Below are 16,988 nucleotides of genomic sequence, written 5' to 3'. Positions count from 1 at the left end.
CCGTCAGGACCCCTTGCGTCAGCGTGCGGCGACCGTCGTACGCGACACCGCCGCCTGCACGACGTCGGTGCCCGCGTAGCTCACGACAAGGGGCCGGGTGCCGGGCTTGACGTCGCGCACGACCAGGCGCGCCCTCCCGTCGACGACCTGGCCCTCGGCGACCCGCTTGCCGACGGCGACGGTGATCGCCCCGCCCGGCTTGGGGGCTCCCACGGCCTTGACCCGGATGTCGACGATCACGCGTCCGCGCTTGGCCTCGGGGCGGACCCGCACCTCCGGGACGGTCGTGACGGGGGACGCGACGGCGATCGCCTCCGTCGTGTCGCGGAAGTTGCGCCGGCTCCAGGTGACCTCGACCGACATGCTGCGGCCCAGGTCCCCTCGACGGACCGTGTACGTGGGGCGCGTGGCCTTGGCGACGGGGCGCCCGTCGCGCAGCCACCGGTAGCTGGCTGTCGCGCCGGCCTGACGGACCCGACCGGGCTTCACGACGAGGCGGTCCCCCACCTGGGGCGTGCCCTTCACCCGCGACGGGCGCGTGAGCGTGACCGGTTTGGCCAGGACCGGGGCGGTCGCCGGTGCGGTCGCCCTCGACTTCTTGTAGCCCTTGGCGCTCGCGATGACGCGCGCGCTGATCTGCTTGCCGATCTCGTCGCGGGTCAGGGTCAGCGTCGTCCCGGTGGCGCCGGAGAGGGCGTTGCCGTCGGCGTACCACTGGGTCTTGGCCTTCGTGGGCTGCGGCGCCCACGCCGGCGCGGTCAGTGTCAGGGTGGTGCCGACCTCGGGGGCACCCTGGATGGTGGGCTCCTGGGCGCGCTGGAAGGTGCCAGGTGCCACGGGAGCGGTGGCGAGGGCCGCCGCGCCGGGGGTGTACCCGTCGAGCTGCGCCGTCACCTGGGCCGTCAGCGTCTTGCCCTTGACGTCGGGCGTCGGCACGTAGCCGGCCCCGGTGGCACCCGGGATGGCGGCACCGTCGGCGAGCCACTGGACGCCGATGCTCGTGGGCGCGGGCGTCCACGCCCCGACGGCCACCTCGAGCGGGGCGCCCACCATGGGCGTGCCGGCGATGGTGGGAGGCGAGGTGGGCTGGATGACGCGGTCGTTGAAGTGGATGAACCCGCTCGGCCAGCCACCGCCGGTCTTGGTGATGCGGCGCCAGTAGAAGTCGCCGCCCCAGTAGTCCTCGGAGACGATGATCTCGGTCTCGGAGACGACCTGCTCGACGTAGGCGACGTGGCCGGCCGAACCGGCCGGTGTCACGTGCGGCTTGTACCAGGCGATCGAGCCGACGGTGGGGACCTGGTCGGTGATCGAGGCCATCGCCACGCCCCAGTTCGACGCGTTGCCGCTGCCCTCCCACGGCCGGACGTCGGGCATGCCCGACTGGATCAGGCGGTACGCCGCGTAGTTGGTGCAGTTGTGCCCGGCGTACATCCGCCAGTACATCGTCGAGGAGGCCTGCCGGTAGCCGGCGTTCCCGTAGCCGGCCGCCTCGCAGCCCTGGTACCCCTGGCAGAGGTAGGTCGACGACACGAGGCTGATGCGACCGGTCGTGGACGGCATGACCAGCAGGAGGAGGGCGAGCACCCCGGCGAACAGCTGCGCCGTGCGAACGGTGCGCCGAACGACGTACCGCAGGCCCGAGATGGGCGCGGAAGGTCGCTGTGACGAGTGATGCTCTTGTTGCTGATGGGGCACAAGAAGCGATCGTAGGATGCAAATGTCAAGGGCGCCACGCCGATGAGAGAAGATCAACCGTGTAATTCTCTCGCATTCACGCGAGGAGCGCGGCCGAATCATCGGTTTTGTGGTCGCCCCCCGCCCCAGGGGTGAGCGCGTGTATCAGGGCGACCCCGATCAGCACCTCCCGGGCAGATCGAGCTGCGTGGGGCGCTCGGTCGAGGCCCTGCCGGCCACGCGCTGTGACGCACGGCCGGCAGGGCCGCTAGAACTCGTAGCCGAACTCCCGGATGGTGCGCTCGAAGCGCTGCGCCACGATGTCGGCGTCGCCGGGGCCGTAGAGCTCGCGGTAGTGCGGCCCGCTCCCCTGCTTGGCGTGCGGCAGGTCGAGCGCGATGCCGAGGCGGGCGGACATGTCCGCGACCGCGGCTGGCAGCTCCTCGTAGCGGTAGACCCGGTCGACGACCACCTGGCCGTCGAGGCGGTAGAGCCGCTCGTTGAGGGCCAGGCGCTCCATCCGCTTGGGCGTGCGGACGAACTCGGCGAAGGACTTGGTGAACGTCGGCTTGCGGGCGCTGTAGCGGTAGGACGAGGCGACCACGTCGAAGGGGTTCCGCTCCACCGCGAAGGTGAAGTAGGCGTCCCACGTGTCGCGGCCGAGGACCTCGATGACGCGGCGGGCGCCCATGTGGGCGTACGAGCTGGGGTCGGTGTCGTCGTTCTGCGGTCCGACGCCCCCGGCGGCGGTGCGCAGCTCCTCGTCCTCCGGGCTGATCCGGGTGACGATGTCGGCCGGGCCGCAGTGGCGCGAGAGGGCGATCTCGAGGCTGGTGCCGGCGGTCTTGCGGGTCTTGACGAAGACGAAGCGGTGGCGGTGCGAGGCGATCACAGGTCGGTCGTCCTCGTCAGTCGTCCTCGTCGGCCAGGTCCTCGCCGTGGGTGCCGGGACGCGGCGCCCACGGGAGCTCCTTGGCCGGGCGGATGACGATCAGGCGGTCGCCGCGCGCGAGCAGGGAGACCACGGGGTCGAAGTAGCGGTAGACCTTCTCGTCGCGCACGACGGCGATGACCTGGTCGGGGAGCCGTTGCGGCTGCTTGCCGACCTCGGTGACCAGCAGGTCGCGCTCGGCGACCTCGAGGCCCTCGCCGTAGGTCATCAGGTCCTCCATGACCGACCCGAGCATCGGCGACATGGACGACAGCCCGAGCAGCCGGCCCACGGCGTCGGAGGAGGTGATCACCGAGTTGGCGCCGGACTGTCGCATGAGGGGCACGTTCTCGTGCTCGCGGACCGAGGCGACGATCCAAGCGTCGGGGTTGACCTGGCGCACGGTCAGCGTGACCAGCACGTTGGAGTCGTCGCGGTCGGTCGTGATGATGACGTGGGTGGCCTTCTCCACGCCCGCCTGGCGCAGCACGCCGCGTCGGGTGGCGTCGCCCGCGATGCCGACGAGCTGGTCGCGGTTGGCCTCGTCCATCGCGGCGGGCTCCGGGTCGACGACCACGATCGACTCGCGGTGGTAGCCGTTGTTCAGCAGGGTCTCGATGGCGCTGCGGCCCTTGGTGCCGTAGCCGATCACGACGACGTGCTGGTCCATGCTCCTCCTCCTCCACCGGGCGACCCGGAACATCTCTCGTCCCTGCGAGGCAAGGACCTCGAGGGTGGTGCCGATCAGCAGGACGAGGAAGGCGATGCGGGCCGGCGTGATGATGAACGCGTTGACCAGGCGGGCCTGGTCGGACACCGGTGCGATGTCGCCGTAGCCGGTCGTGCTGAGCGTGACGGTCGTGTAGTAGATCGCATCGATCCAGCTGATCGTGTCGGTGGGGTCGTTGCCGTCCGTGTAGCCGTCCCGGTCGAGGTAGACCAGGAGCACCGTGCCGACGAGGATCGCAAGCGCGGCGAGGAGGCGCCTGCCGAGCTCCCACCACGGCGACCGGTCCTGCTCCGGGAGGGAGACCCGTCCCACGCTCGGGTGGACGCTGTCGGCACGCACGGTCAGGAGTCTCGCACGCTGATCCGCTCGCGCAGCCGCTGCACCAGCTCCAGCCGGGCGCGCGTCGTGCTCTTCTGCGGGAAGACGGTGTCGAAGGCGGCGTTGACCGCGGCGCCGATGAGCACGGCGAGCGCGAGCAGGTAGAGCCACAGCAGCACGGCGATGGGCGCGGCCAGCGGACCGTAGATCGAGCGGGACTCCGCAGCGGTCACCGTGAGCACCCAGCGCAGCGTGTAGGAGCCGGCGATCCAGCAGAAGAGGGCGAACACGGCGCCGGGGAGGTTGAAGCTCCAGTTGGTCCGCACCGGCACGGACACGTGGTAGAGCGTGGCGAGGAAGCAGATGCACAGCACGAGCACGACCGGCCAGTAGAGCTCGTTGACGAAGTCGAGCCGCTCGGGCAGCACCCGGTCGACCAGGGTCGGTCCGGCGACCACGAGCGGGATGCTCACGGCTCCGGTCACCATCGCCAGGACGTAGAGCACGAAGGACAGGGCGCGGGTGGCGACGATCCCCCGGTGGCCGCCCAGCCCGTGCATGATCGTGATGGTGTCGACGAAGACGTTGAGCGCGCGCGAGCCCGACCAGAGCGCGAGGACGAAGCCGATCGAGATCACGTCGTAGCGTCCGCCGTCGAGCACCTCCTGGAGGGTCGGCGCGATGATGCGGTCGACGGCCCGGTCGGTGAGCGCCTGGCGCGAGACCTCGAGCACCGCGTTGCTCACGTCCTCGACCTGGGTCGCGGTGAACCGCTCGCTGACGAAGCCCACCGCTCCGGCCAGCGCGAAGATGAGCGGCGGGACCGACAGCACAGCGAAGAACGCCGCCTCGGCGGCGAGCCCGGTGACGCGGTGGCGCAGGCAGGAGCCGACGGTCGTGACGATGATCCGCCACAGGTGCTCGCGCCACCGCCGCAGCAGCACCTCCGCGCGGCGCGGGGCAGGGGTGTCCTCGCGCGCCTCGACCATGTCGGCCACGCTATCGAGACGGCGCGCCGATGGACCGGACCCGCGCGGCGGTTCGACGTACGACGTGGGCGGCGTCACGCCGGGGCGCGACCGCGCCTACGGTGACCCCATGAACACCCCACGACGTTCTTCTCCTCCGCTTCGCTCCCCCGAACAACGTCGCAGGGACCCCGCATGAGCGACCGCACCACCCACGACGCCCGCACCGCGACCAACCAGGCGCCGCCCCTCGTCGGGCACAACGTCGTCACCGCCGACCTCGCCCTCACCGAGGCGCTGGTCCGGCACGGGTCGCCCGCGCTCGTCGACGAGCTGGCTCCGCTCGGTGCGGAGGCGGGCACCGAGGAGGCGCGCGAGCACGGCATGCTCGCCAACCGACACCACCCCGAGCTGACGTCGTACGACCGCTGGGGCAACCGCGTCGACGAGGTCGAGTTCCACCCGTCGTGGCACTGGCTGATGGAGCGGGCGGTCGGCCACGGGCTGCAGGCGGCGCCGTGGGAGCAGCAGGAGGCCGGCGACCCGCACGCCCACCTGCGCCGCGCTGCCGGCTTCCTCGCGTGGTCGCAGACCGAGCCGGGCCACGGCTGTCCGATCTCGATGACGTACGCCGCCGTGCCGGCGCTGCGGGCGGACAAGGCCATCGCGGAGGAGTGGACGCCGCTGCTGGCAGCGCGCTCCTACGACCCGGGCGTCCGCAGCCGCACCACCAAGGCCGGCGCCCTCGCCGGCATGGGCATGACCGAGAAGCAGGGTGGCTCCGACGTGCGCGCCAACCAGACGCAGGCGACGCCGACGTCCGACGACGGGTGGTACCGCCTGGACGGGCACAAGTGGTTCACCTCCGCCCCGATGAACGACGTCTTCCTCGTGCTGGCCCAGGCCGACGGCCAGATGACGTGCTTCGTCGTCCCGCGCGTGCTCGAGGACGGCACCCGCAACCGCATCGACGTGGTGCGGCTCAAGGACAAGCTCGGCAACCGGTCCAACGCCTCGAGCGAGCTCGAGCTCACCGGCACACTGGCCCAGCGTCTCGGCGACGAGGGCCGCGGCGTGCGGACGATCATCGAGATGGTCGCCGCCACCCGGCTCGACTGCGTCCTCGGCTCGGCGGCGCTCATGCGCCACGCGCTCTCCGAGGCGTCGTGGCACGTCGCGCACCGCTCGGCCTTCGGCGGCCTGCTCGTCGACAAGCCGCTCATGCAGAACGTCGTCGCTGACCTTGCCGTCGAGTCCGAGGCCGCCACCGCGCTCGCCATGCGGCTCGCAGCAGCCGTGGACCGCCCCGGCGACCCGCACGAGGTGGCGCTGCGCAGGATCGCGCTGCCGCTGGCGAAGTTCTGGGTGTGCAAGCGCACGCCGGCGATGGTCGCCGAGGCGCTGGAGTGCCTCGGCGGCAACGGCTACGTCGAGGACTCCGGGCTCCCGCTGATGTTCCGCGAGTCTCCCCTCAACTCCATCTGGGAGGGCTCGGGCAACGTCAACGCGCTCGACGTGCTGCGCGCGCTCGGCCGCGAGCCCGAGGTGCTCCAGGCCTGGATCACCGAGGTCGGCGCCGCCCGCGGGGCCGACAGCCGGCTCGACCGCGCCGTCGACGACACGCTCGCCCTCCTCGGCGAGGGCGCTGGGCTCGAGGCCGGAGCACGCCGGCTCGCCGGCCGGATGGCCGCGTGCCTGCAGGGCTCGCTGCTCGTGCGGTTCGCGCCGGCCGAGGTGGCCGACGCCTTCTGCGGCAGCCGGTTCGGGACGTCGTACGGCGGCACCTTCGGGATGCTCGACAGCGGGTCGCTCCGCGAGGTCGTAGACCGGGCGACGCCGCGGCCGGCCTGACTGGTCCACACCACCCGAGGACCTGTCCCGCAGGCTCGTCGCAGGTTCGTCGAAGTCCTGCCCCACGCTCGTCCCAGCCTGGCGCCAACCGCCCTACGACGACCGCGTCTAGCCCTAGGTTCGCCGCACCCACATCGTGTGGGTGATGCCTTGTGGGGAGGTGGGGGATGACGAAGATCTCGAGCACGATGCTCAGCGTGGGGACCTTGCTGCGCCGGGCCGAGGACACGGGCGCGGAGGTCAGCGTCCTGGTCGCGGACAGCTGGCTCCAGGGACGCGTGATCGGCTGCGACGGTCTCGGTGCGGTCCTCGACGACGGCGACGGTCAGGCGCTGGTCCGGCTCGACGCCGTCACGGCGGTGCGCTTCAACCGCACGCAGATGGACGGCGACGACGCCGACGTCCGCTCGCACGGCGGCACCGAGCGCGGGCCGATCGAGGCCGGACCCGTCACGGTGCCGCACCCCTCGCGGGGCGAGCAGTACTTCGTCACCCCAGCGCTGCGCTGACGACCTCCCGCGCCTCGTCCTGCACCTGGGCGAGGTGCTCAGGACCGCGGAACGACTCCGCGTAGATCTTGTAGACGTCCTCGGTGCCGCTGGGCCGCGCGGCGAACCACGCCGACTCCGTCGTCACCTTGAGCCCGCCGATCTTCGCGCCGTTGCCCGGGGCCTCGGTGAGCTTGCCGGTGATCTCCTCCCCCGCCAGCGTCGTGGCCGTCACGTCGTCGGGCGAGAGGGCGCCCAGCTTGGCCTTCTCCTCGCGCGTGGCCGGGGCGTCGATGCGGGCGTACGCCGGGTCGCCGTGCCGGGCGACCAGCTCGCCGTAGTGCTGGCTGGGCGTCTTCCCGGTGGCACCCAGGATCTCGCTCGCGAGCAGTGCGAGCAGGAGGCCGTCCTTGTCGGTGGTCCAGGTGGAGCCGTCGCGGCGCAGGAACGACGCACCGGCCGACTCCTCGCCGCCGAACCCGAAGGACCCGTCCATCAGGCCGGGCACGAACCACTTGAAGCCGACCGGCACCTCCACCAGCGGCTTGCCGATCGACTCGGCCACCCGGTCGATCATCGAGCTCGACACGAGCGTCTTGCCGATGCGCGTGTCCTCGGGCCAGCCGGGCCGCGCGCCGCCGAAGAGGTGGGCGATCGCGACCGCGAGGAAGTGGTTGGGGTTCATCAGGCCGGCGTCGGGCGTGACGATGCCGTGCCGGTCGGCGTCGGCGTCGTTGCCGGTCGCGACGTCGTACTCGTCCTTGCGGCCGACCAGCGAGGCCATGGCGTGGGGCGAGGAGCAGTCCATCCGGATCTTGCCGTCCCAGTCGAGCGTCATGAACCGCCAGGTGGGGTCGACCAGCGGGTTGACCACCGAGAGGTCGAGCCGGTGCCGCTCGGCGATCTCGCCCCAGTAGGCGACGCTCGCACCGCCCAGCGGGTCGGCGCCGATCCGCACGCCGGCGTCGCGCACCGCATCGAGGTCGAGCACCGACGGCAGGTCGTCGACGTAGGTGCCGAGGAAGTCGTAGGACCCCACCGCGGCGCGTGCCTTGGCGAACGAGACGCGGCGCACGCCTGCGATGTTGCCGCGGATGAGCTCGTTGGCGCGGGCCGCGATCACGCTGGTGGCGTCGGAGTCGGCCGGACCTCCGTGCGGCGGGTTGTACTTGAAGCCGCCGTCCTGGGGCGGGTTGTGCGACGGGGTCACCACGATCCCGTCGGCCAGCCCCGCGCCCGTCGTACGTCCCTGGTTGGCGCGCAGGATGGCATGGCTGACGGCCGGGGTGGGCGTGAAGCCGTCGCGGTCGTCGACAAGCACCGTGACGTCGTTGGCGACCAGCACCTCCAGCGCCGTGGCCCAGGCGGGCTCGGACAGGGCGTGGGTGTCGCGGCCGATGAAGAGCGGGCCGTCGTAGCCCTGCTCCTTGCGGTAGTCGCAGATCGCCTGCGTCGTCGCGGCGATGTGGACCTCGTTGAACGAGGTGGTGAGCGACGTGCCCCGGTGGCCGCTGGTGCCGAAGGCGACCTGCTGCGAGACGTCGTCGGGGTCGGGCTCGAGGTCGAAGTAGGCCGTCACGAGGTGGGAGACGTCCACCAGGTCCTCGGTGCGGGCGGGCTGTCCGGCTCTCTCGTGGGTGGCCATGGGCCCATCTTGGCGGGTCGCGACGTGGGTTGGGCAAGACCCGGGGGGAGGTGTGTCGCACGCGGTCGGGAAATGTGTCGTGTCGGCTGTCGATCCGGGCGGGCCCGGTCCGTCACAGTGGTGAGGCCGCAGTCCTGCGGTCCGCGACCCGAAGGAGCCAGCGACTGATGAGCCGCTACCTGATCCTGCTGCCCGCACCCGAGGCCGACTGGGCCGACCTGCCGCCCGAGGAGCACGAGAAGGGACACCGCTCCCACCAGCAGTTCCAACGTGACCTCGAGGCCGAGGGGCACACCCTCGTCACGGTCAGCCCCCTCGAGCCCTCCGCGCAGGCGACGTCGATGCGTCCCGACGGGTCCGGCGGCGCACTGGTCACCGACGGTCCCTTCAGCGAGACCGCGGAGCAGGTGGTCGGCTTCTACCTCGTCGACACCGAGGACGGGACCGCGCTGCGGGAGGCATGCACGCGCTTCGCCGCACGCGGCGAGCACATCGAGCTCCGCAAGCTGGCCCAGTGAGATGACGGATTGGGATGACGGAGTGAGGAGGAGACATGACTGAGTACGTGGTGCTGCTGATGGGCGACGCCGAGCGATGGTGGGACATGACGGAGGAGGAGCGCCGGGCGGGCTACGCCCAGCACGACGCCTTCTCGCAGCAGGTGCACGAGCGTGGCCACAAGATCGTCGGCGGCGCGGAGCTGCGACGCGCGTCGGAGGCGCGGACCATCGCGCCCGACACGACTGTGGTCACCGACGGGCCGTGGGCCGAGACGCGCGAGCAGGTGGGCGGGTTCTACATCATCGAGTCCGGCGACCTCGACGACCTGCTGGACTGCTGCCGGCTGCTCGCCGCCACCGGCGACGCCGTGGAGGTCCGTCAGTGCGTCAGCCCCGAGGAGCGTCCGTCATGAAGTACCTGGTGCTGCTGATCGGCGACGGCGCGGAGAAGCCGTGGTCCGAGCAGACGGACGAGGAGCAGGGCGCCGCGATGGCGAAGTTCGGCGCGTTCGACGTCGCGTGCGCCGAGCGAGACGGCGTACGCCTGCTGGCCGGTGAGGCGCTGAGCGGACCCCGCGACGCCACGGTCATGCGGACGACGGGCGGGAAGGTCGAGCTGACCGACGGGCCCTACGCCGAGGTCATCGAGGGCATGGGTGGGTTCTACCTGCTGGAGGCTCCCGACCTCGACGTCGTCGTGGAGCTGCTGCAGGTGCTGCCGCCCTACGACATCCAGATCCACCCGACGGTGGACGTGGAGCTCTGAGCGAGCACGTGGGTGGCGGCGCGACCGACCTCGAGCAGGTCGTGCGCGAGGAGTGGGGCCGCCTCGTCGCCCTCCTCCTCGCGCAGTTCCGGCGTCTCGACCTCGTGGAGGACGCGCTGGGCGACGCCGTCGAGGCCGCCAGCCGGACGTGGCCCGTCGACGGCGCGCCGGACAACCCCCCGGCCTGGCTGCTGACCGCAGCGCGGCGCCGTGTGCTCGACCGGCTCCGCACCGAGGAGGTGGCCCGGCGCAAGGAGCCGCTCCTCCTCGTCGACGCGGCGCAGCGCCAGGAAGGAGTCCGCACCATGGCCGACGCCGGCAGCCTGGTCGAGGACGACGTGCTGCGCCTCGTGCTCATGTGCGCCCACCCGGCCCTCGCTCCGGAGTCGGCCAGCGCGCTCAGCCTGCGCCTGGTCCTCGGCGTCCCGACGGTGGACATCGCCCGGCTCTTCCTCGTCCCCGAGGCGACGATGGCGGCCCGGATCACCCGCGCCAAGAAGCGCATCGTCGGAGCCGGCATCCCGTTCGCCGTGCCCGACGCGGACGTGCTGCCCGAGCGGCTCGGGATCGTCGCGCAGACCGCCTACCTCGCCTTCACCGCCGGCTATTCCCCCGGCACGGGCCCCGACCTGCTGCGCGCTGAGCAGTCCGGGGAGGCCATCCGGCTGGTGCGCGTCGTGCTGGCGCTGCGTCCGGACGAGCCGGCGCTCGTCGCCCTGCTGGCGCTGATGCTGCTGCAGCACTCCCGGCGCGACGCCCGGGTGAGGGACGGTCGGCTGGTGCTCCTCGCCGACCAGGACCGCACCCGGTGGCACCACGACGAGATCGCCGAGGCGACGCGACTGCTCGCCCGGCCGCAGCTCTCGGGCCTCCTGACCCCGCTCGCGGCGTCGTACGTCCTGCAGGCGCGGATCGCTGCCGAGCACGCGACCGCACCGAGCGCCGAGGACACGCGCTGGGACCGCGTCGTGGAGCTGTACGACGTCCTGCTGCAGGTGGCGCCCTCACCCGCGGCCCGGCTCGCCCGGGCGGTCGCGGTCGCCGAGCAGCACGGACCGGCCGCCGGCCTCGACGCGCTCGAGGGGCTGGAGCTCCCCCAGAGCCACCGGCCCGCCGCGGTGCGCGCCGAGCTGCTGTCCCGGGCAGGCGACGTCGACGCCGCGCGGGCGGCGTACGACCAGGCGATCACGGCCTGCCGCAACGACGTCGAGACCGCGTTCCTCGTCGCCCAGCGCGACGCGCTGCCGTCGAGCTGAACGGGTTCAGTCCTCCGGGACGACCTGCTGCTTGGCGAGGACCGTGAGTCCCTCGTCCACCACGAACCCCCGCGCGCGGTCGGCCTCCTGGTCCACCCCGATCTGCACGCCGGGCGGGACGACGACGCCCTTGTCGATGATCGCGTTGCGCACGATCGCGCCCTCGCCGACGCGGACACCGTCCATGAGGACCGAGTCGGACACCTCCGCGCCGTCCTTGACCCACACCGCCGGCGAGAGCACCGACTTGTTGACGGTGCCGCCGCTGACGACGACACCGGGCGAGAGGATCGAGTTGAACGTCGACACCTGCGCCCCGCTGGCGCCCTCGACCAGCTTGGCCGGCGGGTGGGGGCCGTAGCTCGTGTAGATCGGCCACGCAGTGTTGTAGAGGTTGAAGACCGGCAGCGGCGAGACCAGGTCGAGGTGGGCGTCGTAGTAGGACCGCATCGTCCCGACGTCACGCCAGTAGCCGCGGTCGCGGTCGGTCGCGCCGGGCACCTCGTTGTCCTTGTAGTCGTAGACGGCCGACTCCGACTTGTCGACGAACCACGGCACGATGTCGCCGCCCATGTCGTGCTTGGACTGCTCGCGCGCGGCGTCGCGGGTGACGGCGTCGCGCAGGGCGTCGGCGTCGAAGACGTAGTTGCCCATGCTGGCCAGCACCTCCTCGGGCGAGTCGGGCAGGCCCACCGGGTCGGTCGGCTTCTCGAGGAACGCCCGGATCCGGCTCGGGCTCGACGGGTCGACGTCGATGACGCCGAACTGGTCGGCCAGGCTGATCGGCTGGCGGATGGCGGCGACCGTGCACCCGGCGCCGGACTCGACGTGGTCGGCCACCATCTGCGCGAAGTCCATCCGGTAGACGTGGTCGGCACCCACCACGACCACGATGTCGGGCTGCTCGTCGGTGAGCAGGTTGAGCGACTGGAAGATCGCGTCGGCGCTGCCGAGGTACCACCGCTTCCCGACGCGCTGCTGCGCCGGCACGGGGGTGACGTAGTTGCCCAGCAGCTGCGACATGCGCCAGGTCGTGGTGACGTGGCGGTCCAGGCTGTGCGACTTGTACTGCGTCAGCACGACGACCTTGAGGTAGCCGGAGTTCACGACGTTCGACAGCGCGAAGTCGATCAGGCGGTAGATGCCGCCGAACGGCACCGCTGGCTTGGCGCGGTCGGCCGTCAGCGGCATCAGGCGCTTGCCCTCACCACCGGCCAGGACGACGGCGAGCACCTTCTTGCGCGGGGGCGTGTTGGGCATGCGACGAAACTAGCCGTCCGCAGGGGCGCGGTCGACCTCCCTCGGGACCGCGTTTTGCGACTAGGTTCGCCCCATGCGCATCGACGTCCTGAGCAAGGAGTACCCACCGGAGGTCTACGGCGGGGCCGGCGTGCACGTCGCCGAGCTCGTCCGCGCGCTGCGGGTGCTGCCCGACGTCGACGCGCGGGTGCGCTGCTTCGGTGCCCCGCGCTCGGAGCCCGGCACGACGGCGTACGACGAGCCGTCGTCGCTGGCAGGGGCCAACCCGGCGATCCGCACCCTGGGCGTCGACCTCGCGATGGTCGACGACTGCGACGGCGCCGACCTCGTCCACTCACACACCTGGTACGCCAACATGGCCGGCCACCTCGCCGGGCTGATGCACGGCATCCCCCACGTCGTCAGCGCGCACTCGCTCGAGCCGATGCGGCCGTGGAAGGCCGAGCAGCTCGGCGGCGGCTACGCCCTGTCGAGCTGGGCCGAGCGGACGGCGTACGAGGGCGCGGCCGGCATCGTCGCGGTCAGCGCCGCGATGCGCGACGACGTGCTGCGCAGCTATCCGAACGTCGACCCGGCGCGCGTGCACGTGGTGCACAACGGCATCGACACGACCGAGTGGGCGCCGGTGGCGAACCCCGACCGCGTCCGCGAGCTCGGCGTCGACCCCGACCGTCCCAGCGTGATCTTCGTCGGTCGCATCACCCGGCAGAAGGGACTCCCGCTGTTCCTGCGCGCCGCCGCCGCCCTGCCGCCCGACGTCCAGCTCGTGCTGTGCGCCGGTGCGCCCGACACCCCGGAGATCGAGGCCGAGGTCCGCGGCCTGGTCGACGACCTCGCCGCCACCCGGTCCGGCGTCGTGTGGATCGCCGAGATGCTGCCGCGACCCGACGTGGTCGCCCTGCTGACCGCCGCCACCGTCTTCGCCTGCCCGTCGATCTACGAGCCGCTCGGCATCGTCAACCTCGAGGCGATGGCCTGCGAGACCGCGGTCGTCGCGACTGCGACCGGCGGCATCCCGGAGGTCGTCGTCCACGGCGAGACCGGCTGGCTCGTCCCGATCGACCAGGCCACCGACGGCACCGGCACCCCGCTCGACCCCGAGACGTACGTCGCCGACCTCGCCGCCGCGCTCACCGACGCCGTGTCCGACCCCGACCGCGCCCGCGCCTACGGCGTCGCCGGCCGCCGCCGCGCCGAGGAGTCCTTCAGCTGGGGCTCCATCGCCGCCCGCACGCACGACCTCTACCGCTCGCTCACGTAGACGCGCGGACACAACCACCCTCGAGAACCTCGCGTCACGCCCAGCACGCGGCCGCCGCGCGACATCTGTCCGCGTGTCTACGTCCTGTGGAGAACGAGCGCAGGAATGCCGCGAGGCGGGCAGGGTGGCGCCATGGAAGTGGGCGAGGTGATCCGACGCAGTGGTGGACTCGCCACCCGCGCGGAGCTGATCCGCGCCACGTCGCGGGCCGAGGTCGATGCGGCCCTGCGCTCCGGCGCGGTCGTCGTGCTCTCCCATGGGCGCTACGCAAGGCCGGACGTTGATGCCGCATCCACAACGGCCTACCGGGTCAACGGCCGTCTCGCCCTGACGAGCGCAGCGCTCCACCATGGTTGGGAGGTCAAGGCCCAGCCCGACAGGCCGCACGTGGTCTTCCCCCGCAACCGCAACGTCCCTCGTGCGTGGCGCGAGCAAGTGGTCCTGCACCGTGCGGACCTCGGGCCCGACGACGTCACCGGTATCGCCACCAGCCGGGAGCTGACCCTGCTCCAGTGCCTGCGATCGTTGCCCGACGACGAAGCGCTGACAATCGCAGACTCCGCTCTGCGCCACGGTGAGGACGTGACCCTGAGGCGTGTCGTCGCCCAGGTTCGCGGCGCCGGCAGCGCGAAGGTGCGACGCATCGGTCGAGCCGCCGACGCTCGCGCGGCCAACCCCTTCGAGTCCGTCACGCGCGCCATCTGCCTCCAGGTCCCCGGCCTGGACGTCACGCCACAGGTGGTGCTGTCGGCCGACCACTACTGGGCGTGCCCGGACCTCGTGGATCGGGAGCGTCGGCTGGTGATCGAGTGCGAATCCTATGAGTGGCACGGCGATCGCAAGGGCTTCCTCAAGGACGTGCGGCGCTACACACTCCTGAGTGCCGACGGGTGGACCGTCCTTCGCTTCACGTGGGACGACGTGATGTTCCGGCCGACCTGGGTCCGCGAGGTCATCTGTCGCACGATCGGCGTAGACGCGCGGACCGAAGCCTTCGCGGCGTGGCCGGTCGCTGCGTGAGTCGTTCGTCGCGACCGACTTGTGTCCGCGCGTGTACGACAGATCGGGGATGTCGGGTCGCAATCGGCCGGTCTACCGTGGGTGGACCAGGAGGCGCCATGAGCCAGCCGAGCCCCGAGCCCGTGCCGCCCGCCGTGCGGGCGCAGATCCTCGCGACCGAGCACTGGGGCCTGCTGGCGGTGCGCAGCCAGACGTGGAGCGAGGTGATCGGACGGATCACCTCCCAGCTGATGTTCACCTCGGCGTCGCTGTTGTTCCTCGCGCTGGCCGGGCAGGCGATGTCGTACTCCCCCACCTTCCGGCTGCTGGCGATCGTGATGGGCCTCAGCCTGCTGGTCTCGGGGACCCTGACGTCCTTCCGCGTGCACAACGCCAGCCAGGAGGACTACATGTTCATCAAGGGGATGAACCGGCTGCGGGCGGCGTACGTCCACATCGACCCGACCCTCGCGCCCTACTTCATCACCGGGCTGACCGACGACGAGCCGGGCATCTACCAGACCTACGGGATGGGCGCGACCAGGCGCAGCGTGAGCCAGGTCCTGGCCAGCGCGGCGATGTTCATCATCGTCGTCAACACCCTCGTCGCTGCCGGGGTGACGGCGTTCGTGCTCTGGCCTGCCGGCGGCTGGGCCGCCGCCCTCGGCGCCGCGCTCGTCGGAGCGGCGCACTTCGCCGTCTGGATCTGGCTCGGCTGGCGCGCCTGGCAGGTCAACATCGACCCCGCCCTCGTCCGGTTCCCCGAGCGGCCGTCCGGGGGCGACCCGGTCAGCTGAGGACGAGTCCGGGGTAGAGCGGGTGCTTGTCGAGCATCTCCGCCGAGCGCTTCGTGACGCGGTCCGCGACTCCGTCGCCCAGGACGTACGACGCCTTGCTGGGGCCACCGGCCTTGGTGGTGCCGGCCTCGGTGTTGCTGAGCACGTCGACGATCAGCTCGGCCACGGTGTCGAACTCGTCGTGGCCGAAGCCGCGCGTGGTGAGGGCGGGCGTGCCGAGCCGGATCCCGGAGGTGTACCAGGCGCCGTTGGGGTCGGCCGGGACCGAGTTGCGGTTGGTGACGACGCCGGCGTCGAGCAGGGCCGACTCGGCCTGGCGACCGGTGAGGCCGTAGGACGACACGTCGAGCAGGACGATGTGGTTGTCGGTGCCGCCGGTGACGAGGTTCGCGCCGCGGGTCAGGAAGCCCTCGGCCAGCGACTTCGCGTTGTCGGCGATCCGCTGCGCGTAGTCCTGGAACTCCGTGGTCCGTGCCTCGGCGAAGGCGACGGCCTTCGCGGCCATGACGTGCGACAGCGGGCCGCCGAGGACCATGGGGCAGCCGCGGTCGACGTCGGCGGCGAACTCCTCCTGCGCCAGCACCATCCCGCCGCGCGGGCCGCGCAGCGACTTGTGGGTCGTGGTCGTGGTGATGTGGGCGAACGGGACCGGGTCCTCCTCGCCGGTGAACACCTTGCCGGCGACGAGACCGGCGAAGTGCGCCATGTCGACCATGAGCACGGCGCCGACCTCGTCGGCGATCTCGCGCATCTTCGCGAAGTTCACCCGGCGGGGGTAGGCGGAGTAACCGGCGACTAGCACGAGCGGCTTGAACTCGCGCGCCTTGGCCGCGACGGCGTCGTAGTCGAGGAGGCCGGTCTCCGGGTCGGTGCCGTACTGCTGCTGGTGGAACATCTTGCCGCTGATGTTGGGGCGGAAGCCGTGGGTGAGGTGGCCGCCCGCGTCGAGGGACATCCCGAGCAGGCGCTGGTTGCCGAACTCGTGGCGAAGCGTCTCCCAGTCGGCCTCGGTGAGCTCGTTGACGTTCTTCGCCTGCATCTTCTCCAGGTAGGGCGACTCGACCTTGTTGGCGAGGATCGACCAGAAGGCCACCAGGTTGGCGTCGATGCCGGAGTGCGGCTGGACGTAGGCGTAGGGAGCGCCGAAGAGCTCACGCGCGTGCTCAGCGGCGAGCGACTCGACGGTGTCGACGTTCTGGCAGCCCGCGTAGAACCGGTGCCCGACGGTGCCCTCGGCGTACTTGTCGCTGAACCACGTGCCCATCGTCAGCAGCACGGCCGGGGAGGCGTAGTTCTCCGACGCGATCAGCTTGAGGGAGCCCCGCTGGTCGGTGAGCTCCTGGCGGGTGGCCTCCGCGATGCGGGGCTCGACCGATGCGATGACCTCGAGTGCCTGCGAGTACGCGCTGCTGATCAGGGAGTCCGTCATGACCCACAGCCTAGAGGCCTCCGGACGCCGTCGCGCCGGGCCCCGCGAGTGATGGACGCGCGCGCCCGAGGAGGTCGCGGGAACGTCGACGACGCCCGGTCCGTTGATGTCT

Annotated in this window: 16 protein-coding genes; 9 read left to right on the top strand and 7 right to left on the bottom strand. The window is 71.7% G+C overall.

The window, feature by feature from the left end; all coding sequences use genetic code 11:
• Positions 1–18: 18 nt before the first annotated feature.
• The 4 genes from HOO61_RS17415 to HOO61_RS17400 all read right to left on the bottom strand — a co-directional run bounded on the left by HOO61_RS17415 (position 19) and on the right by HOO61_RS17400 (position 4,645).
• Entirely contained in the window at positions 19–1,563 is a 1,545-nt protein-coding gene (locus tag HOO61_RS17415; RefSeq protein WP_172260744.1) for a CHAP domain-containing protein, read from the bottom strand.
• Positions 1,564–1,945: 382 nt separating this feature from the next.
• Positions 1,946–2,569 carry a hypothetical protein gene (locus HOO61_RS17410; protein WP_172260742.1) on the bottom strand — a complete coding sequence of 208 codons (624 nt, stop codon included), beginning with the start codon at positions 2,567–2,569 and terminating at the stop codon, positions 1,946–1,948.
• A 16-nt stretch (positions 2,570–2,585) separates the two neighbouring features.
• Complete coding sequence (locus tag HOO61_RS17405) at positions 2,586–3,677, bottom strand: potassium channel family protein (RefSeq protein WP_172260739.1); 1,092 nt, start codon at positions 3,675–3,677, stop codon at positions 2,586–2,588.
• A 2-nt stretch (positions 3,678–3,679) separates the two neighbouring features.
• The gene (locus HOO61_RS17400; protein ID WP_172260737.1) at positions 3,680–4,645 is read right to left on the bottom strand and encodes a YihY/virulence factor BrkB family protein; all 966 of its coding nucleotides are present in this window, start codon (positions 4,643–4,645) and stop codon (positions 3,680–3,682) included.
• Positions 4,646–4,819: 174 nt separating this feature from the next.
• On the opposite strand from HOO61_RS17400, the gene HOO61_RS17395 reads away from it, so the two are divergent.
• Together HOO61_RS17395 and HOO61_RS17390 are read left to right on the top strand one after the other, a co-directional pair.
• The gene (locus HOO61_RS17395; protein WP_172260735.1) at positions 4,820–6,475 is read left to right on the top strand and encodes an acyl-CoA dehydrogenase family protein; all 1,656 of its coding nucleotides are present in this window, start codon (positions 4,820–4,822) and stop codon (positions 6,473–6,475) included.
• Positions 6,476–6,642: 167 nt separating this feature from the next.
• Positions 6,643–6,984, top strand: a complete 342-nt coding sequence (locus HOO61_RS17390; RefSeq protein WP_172260733.1) for a hypothetical protein — start codon at positions 6,643–6,645, stop codon at positions 6,982–6,984.
• On the opposite strand, the gene pgm is transcribed toward HOO61_RS17390, so the two are convergent.
• The gene (gene pgm / locus HOO61_RS17385; protein WP_172260731.1) at positions 6,965–8,608 is read right to left on the bottom strand and encodes a phosphoglucomutase (alpha-D-glucose-1,6-bisphosphate-dependent); all 1,644 of its coding nucleotides are present in this window, start codon (positions 8,606–8,608) and stop codon (positions 6,965–6,967) included. The two genes, HOO61_RS17390 and pgm, sit on opposite strands and share 20 nt — an antisense overlap.
• A gap of 167 nt (positions 8,609–8,775) precedes the next feature.
• On the opposite strand from pgm, the gene HOO61_RS17380 reads away from it, so the two are divergent.
• The 4 genes from HOO61_RS17380 to HOO61_RS17365 are packed head-to-tail and all read left to right on the top strand — an operon-like array spanning position 8,776 to position 11,130.
• The gene (locus HOO61_RS17380; RefSeq protein ID WP_172260729.1) at positions 8,776–9,126 is read left to right on the top strand and encodes a YciI family protein; all 351 of its coding nucleotides are present in this window, start codon (positions 8,776–8,778) and stop codon (positions 9,124–9,126) included.
• A 35-nt stretch (positions 9,127–9,161) separates the two neighbouring features.
• On the top strand, positions 9,162–9,521 hold the full coding sequence (locus tag HOO61_RS17375; protein WP_172260727.1) for a YciI family protein: 360 nt from the start codon (positions 9,162–9,164) through the stop codon (positions 9,519–9,521).
• Positions 9,518–9,874 (top strand): YciI family protein, encoded by a 357-nt coding sequence (locus HOO61_RS17370; protein ID WP_172260725.1) that lies wholly within the window; start codon positions 9,518–9,520, stop codon positions 9,872–9,874. The genes HOO61_RS17375 and HOO61_RS17370 overlap by 4 nt, the downstream gene beginning before the upstream one ends.
• An 8-nt stretch (positions 9,875–9,882) precedes the next feature.
• Entirely contained in the window at positions 9,883–11,130 is a 1,248-nt protein-coding gene (locus HOO61_RS17365; protein ID WP_172260723.1) for a DUF6596 domain-containing protein, read from the top strand.
• A 6-nt stretch (positions 11,131–11,136) separates the two neighbouring features.
• Here HOO61_RS17365 and glgC read toward each other — a convergent pair whose 3' ends face one another.
• Positions 11,137–12,390: a glucose-1-phosphate adenylyltransferase gene (gene glgC, locus HOO61_RS17360; protein ID WP_172260721.1), complete on the bottom strand. Its 1,254-nt coding sequence runs from the start codon at positions 12,388–12,390 to the stop codon at positions 11,137–11,139.
• A gap of 73 nt (positions 12,391–12,463) precedes the next feature.
• On the opposite strand from glgC, the gene glgA reads away from it, so the two are divergent.
• The 3 genes from glgA to HOO61_RS17345 all read left to right on the top strand — a co-directional run bounded on the left by glgA (position 12,464) and on the right by HOO61_RS17345 (position 15,447).
• The gene (gene glgA, locus HOO61_RS17355) at positions 12,464–13,651 is read left to right on the top strand and encodes a glycogen synthase (protein WP_172260719.1); all 1,188 of its coding nucleotides are present in this window, start codon (positions 12,464–12,466) and stop codon (positions 13,649–13,651) included.
• A 132-nt stretch (positions 13,652–13,783) separates the two neighbouring features.
• Positions 13,784–14,671 (top strand): DUF559 domain-containing protein, encoded by an 888-nt coding sequence (locus HOO61_RS17350; RefSeq protein ID WP_172260717.1) that lies wholly within the window; start codon positions 13,784–13,786, stop codon positions 14,669–14,671.
• Between the two features lie 98 nt (positions 14,672–14,769).
• Positions 14,770–15,447 (top strand): hypothetical protein, encoded by a 678-nt coding sequence (locus HOO61_RS17345; RefSeq protein WP_172260715.1) that lies wholly within the window; start codon positions 14,770–14,772, stop codon positions 15,445–15,447.
• On the opposite strand, the gene HOO61_RS17340 is transcribed toward HOO61_RS17345, so the two are convergent.
• Positions 15,440–16,876, bottom strand: a complete 1,437-nt coding sequence (locus HOO61_RS17340) for a glycine hydroxymethyltransferase (protein WP_172260713.1) — start codon at positions 16,874–16,876, stop codon at positions 15,440–15,442. The genes HOO61_RS17345 and HOO61_RS17340 overlap by 8 nt on opposite strands.
• Positions 16,877–16,988: the final 112 nt, after the last annotated feature.

This window comes from Nocardioides sp. zg-1230, assembly GCF_013155335.1.
In the GTDB taxonomy this organism is placed as follows: domain Bacteria; phylum Actinomycetota; class Actinomycetes; order Propionibacteriales; family Nocardioidaceae; genus Nocardioides.
The sequence above is the reverse complement of the archived record's forward strand: the minus strand, read 5'-3'. Positions and strand labels throughout refer to the sequence as shown.